This window comes from Pantoea sp. SM3, assembly GCF_000963995.1.
Lineage (GTDB): Bacteria > Pseudomonadota > Gammaproteobacteria > Enterobacterales > Enterobacteriaceae > Pantoea > Pantoea rwandensis_B.
Genome location: NZ_JZRD01000016.1, coordinates 56,168 through 69,717, shown reverse-complemented (window position 1 = coordinate 69,717; position 13,550 = coordinate 56,168). Strand labels below are relative to the sequence as shown.

Genomic DNA, 13,550 nt, shown 5'->3' with positions numbered 1-13,550 from the left:
ATCTTTTCGCAGTGTGCAACAGGCTGTGTCCCGTAACGGTTTAATAAAAAATCGAAAAGACCGCTGCGGGATACAGCCTGACTTGGCCGGGTTTCAGCGCCTGGTGGCGCTTACCTCTCTACTTTCACGTGCTTCATAGTGAGTTTTTAAGGAGTTCTCTATGGAAATAAAAGATCCAATGGTCGAGTTATTGAGTAGCCTTGAGCAGATTGTTTTGACACGTGATGCACAGCCTTCCGTATCAGAAATTACACTCAACGCAGTATCCGTTCCCGAGCCACAGCGTTTACGCGAAATGACCGGCATGCAGGTGGATGAGTTCGCCCGCGTGATGGGGGTGAGCGTTTCATCTGTAAAAAGTTGGGAGGCGCAACGCACGCGCCCATCCGCTACGGCACGTAAACTGATGAAACTGCTGCAAGCGAATCCCTACCTGGGGCGGCAGTTGCTCGAGTAAAAAGACTATCGGTTCTCTGACCCGCCTGCACGGCGGGTTTTTTTTAGCTCAATCCGCCGTATTTTGCCGCCTGTTTCACAAACCAACTCTCTGGCACGCTGTGTGGTGGCTGCGCCAACTGATCAATGCCTTGCTGAATGATCTGCTCTGCCTGCTGCCACAATTGCGGATCGCCTTGATTCAACAACTGAATCTGGATCTGTTTTTCAATCAGGTAGATACGTGCAAAGTCGGGATCGAAATGCACAATGGCGCGGGTGTTGTCGATGATATCGGCCAGCTTGATGGTTTGCGCATCGGGACAGGCTTCGGCGGTATGGCGGAAGTGCGCCAGTTTGCGGGCGGCGCGGTTTTTCGCCTCGGGCTGCGCGCTGTCAGTCAGCATGTCGACCAACTGCGCGACGCGCTGTCCAAAATGGCTTTCAATGTCCTGTAACGTGCTCGGGGTATCTTCCACGGTGTCATGCAGCCAGGCGGCGGCAATCATCTGTTCATCATCGGTGACGCTGCGCACCAGTTCGGCCACCGCAGCCGGGTGCACGATGTAAGGCTCATCGGTGTATTTGCGACGCTGACCCGCAGCAGCATGTGCCTGCGTGGCATAACGGCGCGCTTGCTCTTCCAGTGAATCACGCATCTTTAACACTCCGGAATAAAGTTGCTTGCAATTATCTAGCGCGCTATCTATATTGAATCGCATGAACAGTAATCAAGATGACAAAAAAGTGCAGCAGACGCCACTCCAGGTTGATCAACACCTCTGCTTCGCGCTCTATTCGGCGAATCTGGCGATGCACAAAGTCTATCGCCAGCTGCTGGCTGAGCTGGAGATTACCTATCCGCAATACCTGGTGATGCTGGTGCTGTGGAATCAGGATGATGTGACCGTAACGGAGATTGGCGAGCAGCTTTTCCTTGATTCAGCCACGCTGACGCCGCTGCTGAAACGCTTAGAAGCCGCGGGTTTGTTACGCCGTCAGCGTTCGCGTCGCGATGAGCGCCAGGTGGTGGTGACCCTGACAGATGAAGGTCGTGCGCTGCGTGAACGGGCACAAAGCATTCCCGAGGCGGTGCGCTGCGCCACTGCCTGCGACGATGACACATTGATTGCATTAAAAAATCAGCTCGACGAATTGCGCGCCAATCTCAACCGCGCCAAATAAAGTATGCCGGATGTCGTCAAGGCGGCATTCTGACTGTCAATGTCAAAAACTGCGTATATATATAGTGCGCGATTATATAGTGAATAGTGAGGTTATCATGTCTTTAGATAAAGTTGTTTATACCGCAAAAGCCAAAGCCACTGGCGGCCGTGATGGTCGTGCGACTTCTTCTGACAATGTGCTGGATGTGAAACTGGGCGTGCCAAAAGAGATGGGCGGCGCAGGCGGTGAAGTCACTAACCCAGAGCAGCTGTTCGCTGCGGGTTACTCAGCGTGCTTCCTGGGTGCGATGAAGTTCGTAGCGGGTCGCGACAAAATCACCATGCCGAAAGATGCGTGGATTGAAGGGGAAGTGGGTATTGGCCCAATCCCAACCGGTTTTGGTATTGAAGCCAAACTGAATATCCATCTGCCAGAAATGGATGCAGCAGAAGCGCAGAAGCTGGTGGATGCGGCACACATTGTTTGCCCGTACTCTAACGCGACCCGTGGCAATATTGATGTGACCCTGAACATCATTCGCTAAGGTTGCAGCCAGTTGAAAAAAGAGGCTCCGTCAGGGGCCTTTTATCATTTTATGGGGTCAGATCAATTATTGTCTGGTCTTACCATTGGTTAAATGTTCTACTTCTGCGCTGCATGCGCCTTCATTGCCGTTCCGGTTCAGATTCGTCCCGTTCCTGCTCGCTGCTTGCGCTTTTCTCGCTCACGGACGAACTCTATTGACTTTAAATAGTCACATTTAAGGTTGGTTTATTGACACCGGGTCAGGAATGAATAAGTAAATGAATTATATCAAAACGTTAACGCAGCAAAAGCTGTCGCTGTTGCTTGCGCTCTATCTCGGCATCTTGTTGAATTTGCCCATTTTTTATCGCCGATTTGACGGCTTCTTAACGAAATCCACACTCTCTAACTGGCTCTCTGCGGTAGCCGAAGTGACGGCTGCGGTGCTGCTGACGTTTTTCCTGATGCGTCTGCTATCGCTGGGCGGTAAGTGGGTTTATCGCATCCTTGCCACGTTAACCGTGGTGATTTCCGTGGCTGCCGCCTATTACATGGCTTTCTTTAATGTGGTGATCGGCTACGGCATCGTGGCCTCAGTGATGACCACTGATGTCGATCTCTCTAAAGAGGTGGTCGGCATGCGTTTTGTGATGTGGATGGTGCTGGTCAGCGCGCTGCCGCTGCTGATGATTTGGCGCAATAACCTCAGCCAGACGTTGATTGAGCAATTAAAAACGCCGGGTCAGCGTCTGAAGCCAGCGGTGATTATGCTGCTGAGCGTCGCGCTGGTGTGGTTGCCGATTCGCTATTTCGACAAACTGCAAAAAGTGAATGAAGAGATCACCAATATCGATCTGCCAAGCTACGGCGGGGTGGTGGCACATTCGTATCTGCCTTCCAACTGGATTGCGGCGCTGGGGCTGTTTGCCTGGACCAAAGTTGATGAAGAGGTGGATGGAGCGGAGCTGCTCGATCCAGCGAAGAAGTTTACTTACGTGGCACCGCCAGGCATTGATGATACCTATGTGGTGTTTGTGATTGGCGAAACCACGCGTTGGGACCACATGGGTTTGCTGGGCTATGACCGCGATACCACGCCGAAGCTTTCCAAAGAGAAAAACCTGGTGGCGTTCCGTGGTGAGTCTTGTGATACCGCCACCAAATTGTCGCTGCGCTGCATGTTTGTGCGCGAAGGCGGCACTATGGATAACCCTGGCCGCACGCTGAAAGAGCAGAACGTTTTTGCAGTGATGAAGGAGCTGGGCTTTACTTCTGAGCTGTTCGCCATGCAGAGTGAAGTGTGGTTTTACGATAACGCCGATGTGAATAATTTCTCGTTCCGTGAGCAGATTGGTTCTGAGAAACGTAATCAGGGTAAAGCGGTGGATGACATGCTGCTGGTGCCGGAACTGCAGGCCTCGCTGCAACGTTTCCCGAAAGGTAAGCATCTGGTGGTGTTGCACACCAAAGGTTCGCATTATCTTTATTCTCAGCGTTATCCGCGCAGCTTCGCACGTTATCAGCCGGAATGTATGGGCGTAGATGAGACCTGTAGCAAAGCGCAGTTGATCAATGCTTATGACAACTCGATTCTGTACGTCGATACTATGCTGGATAGCGTGCTCGATCAGCTACGTGATAAGAAGGCAATTGTGTTTTATGCCGCTGATCATGGTGAGTCGATCAGCGATAATATGCACTTGCACGGCACGCCGCGTGAGATGGCGCCGCCGGAGCAGTTCCGCGTGCCGATGATGGTTTGGGCCTCTGATAAATATCTTGAAGATCCCACTAACCGCAGTAACTTCGAGCGTTTGCAGGCGCAGCAGCGCGTAGGGAAAACCCATCGTCATGTTGAGTTGTTCGATACCATTTTAGGCTGCCTGGGTTACAGTTCGCCGGATGGCGGGATTAAAGCGGCGAATAACTGGTGTCAGGCACCCGCGGCGACGCCTGCTAAAGCGTTGTAAGGGTTTTCTGGAAGGTGTTGAGCGGCAGGGCTTTTTGCGGTGCTGCTTGCTTTCCAGGCGATCGGGCGGATTTTACGGAAAAGGGATTGACGCTCTCCGGGGGGAGCAGTAATATTCGCCCCCATCGGCGAGTAGCGCAGCTTGGTAGCGCAACTGGTTTGGGACCAGTGGGTCGGAGGTTCGAATCCTCTCTCGCCGACCATATTTGAAGAAACCTGCTTGAAAAAGCAGGTTTTTTTTCGTCTGTCGATCATGGAATCGGTGCTATCAGGATGGAAGATGGTTCTGCGTATGGTTTCAAAGGCGAAGTTGTTGATTCTTTACTGGATTTAAAAGCGGAACCGGTGCAGTCAGGAGTGAATACGGGGCCGCTGCGTAAAGTCGCTGTCTCGTCCCTGATCGCTCGACACACGCCATCCCTGGCGTGTAACGCTTTACTCCGCGGCCCCGCATTCCCTCCTTCGTTAGATTCTGTGCGCGTTTTGGGAAGCTGATATTCGGTTTTGTGTTTATTTCTCGTGGCGAGGTTGTTGATTCGGTGCGGGGTTTAAAAGCGGAACCGGTGCCGCCAGGAGTGAATACGGGGCCGCTGCGTAAAGTCGCTGTCTCGTCCCTGATCGCTCGACACACGCCATCCCTGGCGTGTAACGCTTTACTCCGCGGCCCCGTATTCCCTCCTTCATCTGATTCTGTGCGGGCTTTTGGAAGAGAACATTCGGTTCAGTGCGAGCTGCAAAAAGAAAACATGATGCCGCTTAGGCGCGTGCTGCTTCTCAAAACAGCGGCACCCTTGCTGATGAGCGATGGGAAGGCGGTTCGGGGAGCAAAGCGTCCGCCGCAGGGATGCGGCGGCCGAGGCTACAGGGATGTATTTACGCCGTCTTTGCGATCGAACCGCCTCCCCTGAGCAACGCACCGTTTAAAAGCGATGATGTTTATACCTAACCTTCTAATTCACCCATCCCATCCAACAAATCATATTTACCCGCCATTATTCCAACTTTACCGACTCGACCCCTCGCGCAATCAACCCTGCACGCTTAATTCGCGACACATTCTTCTTATGACCGATTAATGCTTTTTGCTGATTTCTTATGCCATTACACCAGCATATTTCGCTGCCTGAACGTCATAACGCACGACGAATCGTTCAGTTATTCGACGTTTACCAATAACTTTTGTGTGTTTTTTAGCGGTGATAATCACTGTCATTTGGCTGCATAGCCAGACAATCACACGGCATTGCGCGCTTTATCACCTTTTTAAATTTTGGCTCAGCGCCATAACCCTGTTTTTTATCGTTGCTTGCACTTACTCACACTCTGTGTAAATAACCCCACCTTGTATTGACGTTCTTTGCAACTGTTGACAAATTGATGCGTCAATAACATGCAGAGTAGGGCGATTCTGAGGAGCCGTTGGCTACCGGATGACAAAATAAACCACTCGCATGCTGCCCGAACCGCATAAAAAAATTCAGAGGTCGGGCGACGCACACAACATCACATCACAATGGAGCAAAACATGATCAACTCCCTGGCTAAATCCAGGATGCTGAAGGTCGGTCTTAGCCTGATTGCTATGACTGTTGCCGCGGGTGTCCAGGCGAAAACCCTCGTATATTGTTCAGAAGGTTCGCCGGAAGGCTTCAACCCACAGCTCTTCACATCGGGTACCACTTACGATGCCAGCTCCGTGCCGATCTACAACCGCTTGGTTGAGTTCAAAACCGGTACTACCGAGCTGCAGCCGGGTCTGGCAGAAAAATGGGACGTTAGCGAAGATGGTAAAACCTATACCTTCCATCTGCGTAAAGGCGTGAAATGGCAAACCACCAAAGACTTTAAGCCAACTCGTACCTTCAACGCTGACGACGTCGTGTTCTCCTTCGAGCGCCAGCTCGACAAAAACAACAAGTACCACGGTGTTTCGGGCGGCAGCTACGAATACTTCGAAGGCATGGACATGCCTAAGCTGATCGAGAAAATCGAAAAAGTTGACGACTACACCGTACGCTTCACCCTGAGCCGTCCTGAAGCGCCGTTCATTGCCGACCTCGGCATGGACTTCGCCTCAATCCTGTCAAAAGAGTACGCTGACAACATGCTGAAAGCCGGCACGCCAGAGAAGCTGGATCTGAATCCAGTGGGCACCGGTCCATTCGTGCTGCAGCAATACCAGAAAGACTCGCGCATTCTGTATAAAGCGAACCCAGACTTCTGGGGCACCAAGCCGAAGATTGATCGTCTGGTGTTCTCTATCACCCCTGATGCTTCTGTGCGTTACGCCAAATTGCAGAAAGGTGAGTGCCAGGTGATGCCGTATCCAAACCCGGCTGACATCGCGAGCATGAAAAAAGATGACAAAATCAACCTGATGGAACAGCCTGGTCTGAACGTCGGTTACCTGTCATTCAACACCGAGAAAAAGCCGCTGGATAACGTGAAAGTGCGTCAGGCACTGACCATGGCGGTGAACAAACAAGCCATCATCGACGCTGTGTATCAGGGCGCTGGCCAGGCCGCGAAAAACCTGATCCCACCAACCATGTGGGGCTACAACGATGCGGTGAAAGACTACGCTTATGACCCTGCCAAGGCGAAAGAACTGCTGAAAGAAGCCGGCATGCCGGATGGTTTCTCCATCGACCTGTGGGCGATGCCGGTACAGCGTCCTTACAACCCGAACGCCCGTCGCATGGCGGAAATGGTTCAGGCTGACTGGGCGAAAATTGGCGTGAAAGCCAAGATCGTCACCTTCGAGTGGGGCGAGTACCTGAAACGCGCCAAAGCCGGTGAACACCAGACTGTCATGATGGGCTGGACCGGTGACAATGGGGATCCAGACAACTTCTTCGCCACCCTGTTTAGCTGTGCCGCCGCAAAAGACGGTTCTAACTACTCACGCTGGTGCTACAAGCCGTTTGAAGATCTGATTCAGCCTGCACGTGCTGAAGCCGATCACAACAAACGTATTGAGCTCTACAAACAGGCTCAGGTCGTGATGCATGACCAGGCTCCGGCGCTGATTATTGCTCACTCTACCGTGTATGAGCCGGTGAGCAAGAAAGTGACTGGCTATGTGGTTGATCCATTAGGTAAACATCACTTCGAAAACGTCGATATCCAGGAATAACCTTTCGGATTATCGCGGTCTGGGCCAGCGCTGCTGGCCCTCGGGCGGCACCTTTGCCGCCCGGTCTCCGCACTTTTTTTCCGGTTAATTTCTTATATACCCTCAATAATTCACGCTGTAGCAAGGCGGCAATTTCGTGAATATCCTGGAGCTTACTCAAGTAAGTGACTGGGATGAGCGAATGCAGCCAACGCAGATGCAGCATGAAGTATGACGGGGATTTTGAAGCGCTTCTTGCGTCGCAAACGACGTTGTCGATTGCGTGTTGTGAGCAATGTAGTCCCTGGCGGTAACGCCACGGGAAATGACTGAGAATCCGGCTTATGCTGCAATTCATACTCCGACGTCTGGGCCTTGTCATCCCAACGTTCATCGGTATTACCTTACTGACCTTTGCGTTTGTCCATCTGATCCCCGGTGACCCGGTGCTGATCATGGCGGGTGAACGCGGTATCTCTCCCGAGCGCCACGCCCAGTTGATGGCCCAATTTGGCCTCGACCAGCCGATGTGGAAACAGTACATCACCTACATTAATGGTGTGCTGCACGGCGACCTCGGTATCTCGCTGAAAAGCCGCATCCCGGTCTGGGATGAGTTCGTCCCCCGCTTCAAAGCCACGCTGGAACTCGGCATTTGCGCGATGCTCTTCGCCATTGCGGTGGGCATTCCGGTGGGCGTGCTGGCGGCAGTTAAACGCGGTTCGGTGTTTGACCACACCGCGGTGGGTATCTCGCTGACCGGCTACTCGATGCCGATTTTCTGGTGGGGCATCATGCTGATCATGCTGGTATCGGTGCAGCTCAACCTGACGCCGGTTTCGGGGCGTGTCAGTGACACCATTTTCCTCGACGATAGCCACCCACTCACCGGTTTTATGCTGATTGATACGCTGTTGTGGGGTGAAGAGGGCGATTTCAAAGATGCGGTGATGCACATGATTTTGCCGGCCATCGTGCTGGGGACTATCCCGCTGGCGGTGATCGTGCGTATGACGCGCTCTTCAATGCTGGAAGTGCTGGGTGAGGATTATATCCGTACCGCGCGCGCTAAAGGCCTGACGCGTATGCGCGTCATCGTGGTGCATGCGCTGCGCAACGCCATGCTGCCAGTGGTCACCGTGATCGGCCTGCAAGTCGGCACTTTGCTGGCGGGCGCGATTCTGACGGAAACCATCTTCTCGTGGCCGGGACTCGGTCGCTGGTTGATCGAAGCATTGCAGCGTCGTGACTATCCGGTGGTGCAGGGCGGCGTGCTGCTGGTGGCGATTCTGATCATCGTGGTCAACCTGCTGGTTGATCTGTTGTACGGCGTGGTGAATCCGCGCATTCGACATAAGAAATAAGGGGGGCATCATGACAACTGTTGATCCCGCAAGCGTAAGCGCTGCACCTAAGCCGATGACCCCGATTCAGGAATTCTGGCACTACTTCAAACGTAATAAAGGCGCGCTGATTGGCCTGGTTTACATCATTTTGATGCTGCTGATCGCCATCTTCGCCGATGTGCTGGCGCCGCACGCGCCGTCAGAGCAGTTCCGTGATGCGCTGCTGCATCCGCCGGTGTGGCAGGAAGGCGGCAGCTGGAAATTTATTCTCGGCACCGATGACGTAGGCCGTGATGTGCTGTCACGCCTGATGTTCGGTGCACGTTTATCGCTGCTGGTCGGCTGTCTGGTGGTGGTGCTGTCGCTGATCCTTGGCGTGGTGTTTGGCCTGATGGCGGGTTACCTCGGCGGCGTTGTCGATGCGGTAATCATGCGTCTGGTCGACATCATGTTGGCGCTGCCGAGTCTGCTGCTGGCATTGGTGCTGGTGGCGATCTTTGGTCCGTCGATTGTCAACGCCTCGCTGGCGATTACTTTCGTCGCGCTGCCGCACTATATCCGTCTGACGCGTGCAGCGGTGCTGGTGGAAGTGAACCGCGACTACGTCACCGCCTCCAGCGTGGCGGGTGCCGGCACGCTGCGCCAGATGTTCGTCAATATTCTGCCTAACTGCCTGGCACCGCTGATCGTGCAGGCATCATTAGGCTTCTCCAACGCCATCCTCGATATGGCGGCGTTGGGCTTTCTCGGAATGGGGGCGCAACCGCCAACGCCGGAGTGGGGCACCATGCTCTCCGACGTGTTGCAGTATGCGCAAAGTGCCTGGTGGGTAGTGACGTTCCCTGGTGTCGTCATCCTGCTCACCGTGCTGGCATTCAACCTCATGGGCGATGGTTTGCGTGATACACTCGACCCGAAACTCAAGCAGTAAAGAGGCACCGAGATGGCACTATTAAATGTAGAAAAACTGTCGGTGCACTTCGGCGACGAAAAGACACCGTTCCGTGCAGTAGACCGTATCAGCTACCAGGTTGAACAAGGCCAGGTGGTGGGAATTGTGGGTGAATCCGGCTCTGGTAAGTCGGTCAGCTCGCTGGCGATCATGGGACTGATTGATTATCCCGGCCGCGTAATGGCGGAAAAGCTGGAGTTCAACCAGCGCGATTTGCAGAAGATCTCTGAGAAAGAGCGCCGCCAGTTGGTGGGCGCGGAAGTGGCGATGATCTTCCAGGACCCGATGACCAGCCTCAACCCGTGCTACACCGTGGGCTTCCAGATTATGGAAGCGCTGAAGGTGCATCAGGGCGGTAGCAAAAGCACGCGCCGTCAGCGTGCGATCGACTTGCTGGATCAGGTCGGTATTCCCGATCCGGCCTCTCGTCTGGATGTTTATCCGCATCAGCTGTCAGGCGGCATGAGCCAGCGCGTGATGATCGCCATGGCGATTGCCTGCAAACCCAAACTGCTGATTGCCGATGAACCGACGACAGCGCTGGATGTGACCATTCAGGCGCAAATCATCGAACTGCTGCTGGAGTTGCAGAAGCAGGAGAACATGGCGCTGATCCTGATTACCCACGATTTGGCGCTGGTGGCAGAAGCCGCGCAGCACATCATCGTGATGTACGCCGGCCAGGTCGTGGAGAGCGGTAAAGCGGTAGATATCTTTAAAGCGCCGCGTCATCCGTACACTCAGGCGTTGCTGCGTGCGCTGCCGGAGTTTGCCGCAGATAAAGCGCGTCTGGCTTCGCTGCCGGGTGTGGTGCCGGGCAAATATGACCGTCCAACCGGCTGTCTGCTCAATCCGCGCTGTCCGTATGTGACCGAACGCTGCCGTCGTGAAGAACCTGAACTGCGTGACATTCCGGGTCGCCAGTCTAAATGCCATTTCCCACTGGATGATGCCGGGAGACCGACTTATGAGTCTTAATAATACTCAGCAGGATTACCTGCTGCAGGCAATCGACCTGAAAAAACACTACCCGGTGAAGAAAGGGCTGTTTGGTCAGGAACGCCTGGTGAAAGCGCTGGATGGCGTGTCGTTTAACCTTGAACGCGGTAAAACGCTAGCGGTGGTGGGTGAATCGGGCTGTGGGAAATCCACGCTTGGCCGTTTGCTGACCATGATTGAGACGCCGACCGAAGGCCAGCTTTACTGGCACGGTCAGGATTTGCTGAAACACGATCCACAGGCGCAAAAACTGCGTCGTCAGAAAATCCAGATCGTGTTCCAGAACCCGTATGGCTCGCTTAACCCGCGCAAAAAAATCAGCCAGATTCTCGAAGAACCGCTGGTGATTAACACCTCACTGACTAAAGCGGAACGTCGCGAGAAAACACTGGAGATGATGGCGAAGGTGGGCCTGAAAACCGAGCACTACGATCGCTATCCACATATGTTTTCTGGTGGTCAGCGCCAACGTATCGCCATCGCGCGCGGTTTGATGCTCGATCCGGACGTGCTGATCGCCGATGAACCGGTTTCTGCGCTCGACGTTTCCGTGCGTGCGCAGGTGCTCAACCTGATGATGGATTTGCAGCAGGATTTGGGTTTGTCCTATGTGTTCATTTCTCATGATTTGTCGGTGGTGGAGCATATCGCTGACGAAGTGATGGTGATGTATTTAGGTCGCTGCGTTGAACGAGGCAGCAAAGAGGCCATTTTCAGTCATCCGCGTCATCCTTATACGCAGGCATTGCTGTCAGCCACGCCACGTTTGAATCCAGATGAGCGCCGTGAAAGGATTAAATTGACCGGTGAACTGCCCAGTCCACTTAATCCGCCGCCGGGCTGTGCGTTTAACGCGCGCTGCCGCCGCCGTTTTGGTACCTGCGTCCAGTTGCAGCCCAAACTGAAGGAATATGGCGAACAGCAAATTGCCTGTTTCGCGGTGGATCAGGACGAGAATCAGCCTGTGGGCGTGTAATTAACAACGCCAAAAATGAATAAAGGCTCCTGCGGGAGCCTTTATTTTTTCCTGCGTTATACTTCAGGGATGCTAACGCGAAAAATGTTTCTGCCGGAAGCGCCTGGAAATGTATTACTCCAGTGCATCAGTAATCGATTGGTCCTGATTAAGGGTTAAATCGTTAAGGCAAATTCTGAATAGCGTCAGGATTATGTGAGCATAATCACGCACCTGTTAAATCCGTAACTTGAACCATATTCGCTTCATATCAGTAGTTTAGGTGAATGTTTTGCCGTTACTATTTCAGTTAATCGATATTAATAAATCTCCGGCCTTAAATAACTGCACACTTTTTGCATTGCCAGATTTTCAATCATATTGATAAAAGTCTTTTGTTGAATACGCCGTTTTTGTAATCAGAATTCCCTCACTCTCTTTTAGTGTGTGTGATATATTCGCGGAAAATTCCCTCCCGCTTTTACAGGCTCTGATCATGAAGAATTACGACGATCTGCAGCGTTTTAAAGAAAAGACCAAAACGCTCGATATCGCTTTTAAGGATATGTCTGGGCAATCGCAGGAAGCGGATCACAGCCAGTGGGCGATCATTCGCCAATTAGCGACCGATAATGAGCCTGAGTTAGGTAGCGGCCAGCGTATTGACCTGCCACAGCCGCAGCCGATTCGCGGTGATGAGTTCAGCGCACCCGCTGCTGCACCGGCGGCCAGCACTTCACGCGGTTCGATTCTCGATAGCCTGGCGGCCACTGCGCCTGCAGAACCTGCACCAGCCACGCCGCCTGCGGGAGTCTCGTCTCTCTTCCCGCCTGCACCAGCGGCTAAACCGGCGCCCTCTGTGATCTCACAGGCACCGAAAGCGACCCACGTTGAGCGTCAGGCCACGACGTCGCTGTTTCCACCGCCGCCAGCGAAACCGGCTGCTGCACCTTTATCTGCATCCGCACCTATCGCTGCGGTACCTGCAGCGACGCCGGCTCCCGCACCTGTAGCAAACTCTGCTCCAGCGCCTTTAGCCGCACCGATTGCCGCGACATCGGCTGAAGCGCCGCAGGCTGCAACAACGTTCAGTGCACCCGCGTCTACCTTTGCCGCTCCGGTTGAACCGGCGCGTCCGGCCGCTTCTGCACCCTCTCGTTTTGGTGCCCTGTTCCGTTCGCGTGCAACGGAACCTGCTAATCTATCGAAAGAAACACCCTTAAAACCGCTATTGGAGAAGATTGCGCTATGCCGTTAGTTTGTGTGTGCTCGCCAAAAGGGGGAGTAGGGAAAACCACCATGGCGGCCAACCTTGCATGGAGTCTGGCTCGCGCTGGCAGCAAGGTGTTGGCAATCGATTTCGATGTCCAGAACGCATTGCGCCTGCATTTTGGTGTGCCGCTGCACGATGGTCGCGGCTTTGTTGCGCGCTCCGAAGAGCAGGCCGACTGGAGCCAATCCATCCTCACCACCGGCGGTAATATTTTCGTCATGCCTTATGGCGATGTGACCGAAGCTCAGCGTGAGCGTTTTGAAGAGAACCTGATTAAAGATCCACATTTCCTGCGCCGCGGTCTGGACACGGTTTTAAATTATCCGGGACTGGTCATTATTGCCGATTTCCCGCCAGGCCCAGGTCCGGCACTTAAAGCCATGGCCGCTTTGGCCGATATGCATTTAGTGGTGATGCTGGCAGATACCGCCTCGGTCTCTTTACTGCCACAAATTGAAAATGACCGCATGATAGGTCAGCCACTCAATAATAAGTGTGGTCATTATTTCGTACTTAACCAAAGTGACAATCGCCGCAATATTAGCCGTGAAGTCACTGGCTTTATGCAGCAGCGTTTGGGCGAGAATTTATTAGGCGTGGTTCATCGTGATGAAAGCGTCGCGGAAGCCAATGCTTCACAACAATCAGTTTATGATTTCAGCCCGGCATCAGCCGCAGCCTTTGATATCGAACTGGTGGCGAAGCGCGTAGCCAATATCCTGAATATTACCGTGGGTAACGGTGAAGTTCAGGCACCTATCCGCAGCCATTATTAATCGCCAGGCATTTGCCTGGCGGTATTAGCAATAATAAC

Annotated in this window: 12 protein-coding genes and 1 tRNA gene; 12 read left to right on the top strand and 1 reads right to left on the bottom strand. The window is 53.4% G+C overall.

Features of this window, described 5'->3' with window-relative positions:
* Nucleotides 1–160 precede the first annotated feature (160 nt).
* Nucleotides 161–457 (top strand): HTH-type transcriptional regulator, encoded by a 297-nt coding sequence (locus VI01_RS10080; RefSeq protein WP_034827767.1) that lies wholly within the window; start codon nucleotides 161–163, stop codon nucleotides 455–457.
* A 43-nt stretch (nucleotides 458–500) separates the two neighbouring features.
* On the opposite strand, the gene VI01_RS10075 is transcribed toward VI01_RS10080, so the two are convergent.
* Nucleotides 501–1,094: an HD domain-containing protein gene (locus tag VI01_RS10075; protein WP_045815024.1), complete on the bottom strand. Its 594-nt coding sequence runs from the start codon at nucleotides 1,092–1,094 to the stop codon at nucleotides 501–503.
* A gap of 61 nt (nucleotides 1,095–1,155) precedes the next feature.
* On the opposite strand from VI01_RS10075, the gene VI01_RS10070 reads away from it, so the two are divergent.
* From VI01_RS10070 to bcsQ, 11 genes are all read left to right on the top strand, one after another.
* Nucleotides 1,156–1,620 (top strand): MarR family winged helix-turn-helix transcriptional regulator, encoded by a 465-nt coding sequence (locus VI01_RS10070; RefSeq protein ID WP_045815023.1) that lies wholly within the window; start codon nucleotides 1,156–1,158, stop codon nucleotides 1,618–1,620.
* A 97-nt stretch (nucleotides 1,621–1,717) separates the two neighbouring features.
* Complete coding sequence (locus VI01_RS10065) at nucleotides 1,718–2,146, top strand: organic hydroperoxide resistance protein (protein WP_038643852.1); 429 nt, start codon at nucleotides 1,718–1,720, stop codon at nucleotides 2,144–2,146.
* A 259-nt stretch (nucleotides 2,147–2,405) separates the two neighbouring features.
* Nucleotides 2,406–4,097 (top strand): kdo(2)-lipid A phosphoethanolamine 7''-transferase, encoded by a 1,692-nt coding sequence (gene eptB / locus VI01_RS10060; protein ID WP_038643851.1) that lies wholly within the window; start codon nucleotides 2,406–2,408, stop codon nucleotides 4,095–4,097.
* A 125-nt stretch (nucleotides 4,098–4,222) separates the two neighbouring features.
* Nucleotides 4,223–4,299, top strand: a tRNA-Pro gene (locus tag VI01_RS10055).
* A gap of 1,322 nt (nucleotides 4,300–5,621) precedes the next feature.
* Nucleotides 5,622–7,232 (top strand): dipeptide ABC transporter periplasmic-binding protein DppA, encoded by a 1,611-nt coding sequence (gene dppA, locus VI01_RS10050; protein ID WP_045815022.1) that lies wholly within the window; start codon nucleotides 5,622–5,624, stop codon nucleotides 7,230–7,232.
* A gap of 323 nt (nucleotides 7,233–7,555) precedes the next feature.
* Nucleotides 7,556–8,575, top strand: coding sequence for a dipeptide ABC transporter permease DppB (gene dppB, locus VI01_RS10045; RefSeq protein WP_034827777.1), 1,020 nt, complete (start codon nucleotides 7,556–7,558; stop codon nucleotides 8,573–8,575).
* 10 nt (nucleotides 8,576–8,585) lie between these two features.
* Nucleotides 8,586–9,488, top strand: coding sequence for a dipeptide ABC transporter permease DppC (gene dppC / locus VI01_RS10040; RefSeq protein WP_045815021.1), 903 nt, complete (start codon nucleotides 8,586–8,588; stop codon nucleotides 9,486–9,488).
* Nucleotides 9,489–9,500: 12 nt separating this feature from the next.
* On the top strand, nucleotides 9,501–10,487 hold the full coding sequence (gene dppD / locus VI01_RS10035; RefSeq protein WP_038643846.1) for a dipeptide ABC transporter ATP-binding protein: 987 nt from the start codon (nucleotides 9,501–9,503) through the stop codon (nucleotides 10,485–10,487).
* The gene (gene dppF / locus VI01_RS10030) at nucleotides 10,477–11,484 is read left to right on the top strand and encodes a dipeptide ABC transporter ATP-binding subunit DppF (protein WP_045815020.1); all 1,008 of its coding nucleotides are present in this window, start codon (nucleotides 10,477–10,479) and stop codon (nucleotides 11,482–11,484) included. The genes dppD and dppF overlap by 11 nt, the downstream gene beginning before the upstream one ends.
* A 475-nt stretch (nucleotides 11,485–11,959) precedes the next feature.
* On the top strand, nucleotides 11,960–12,721 hold the full coding sequence (gene bcsO, locus VI01_RS10025) for a cellulose biosynthesis protein BcsO (RefSeq protein WP_045815019.1): 762 nt from the start codon (nucleotides 11,960–11,962) through the stop codon (nucleotides 12,719–12,721).
* Nucleotides 12,712–13,512: a cellulose biosynthesis protein BcsQ gene (bcsQ, locus tag VI01_RS10020; protein ID WP_045815018.1), complete on the top strand. Its 801-nt coding sequence runs from the start codon at nucleotides 12,712–12,714 to the stop codon at nucleotides 13,510–13,512. The genes bcsO and bcsQ overlap by 10 nt, the downstream gene beginning before the upstream one ends.
* Nucleotides 13,513–13,550: the final 38 nt, after the last annotated feature.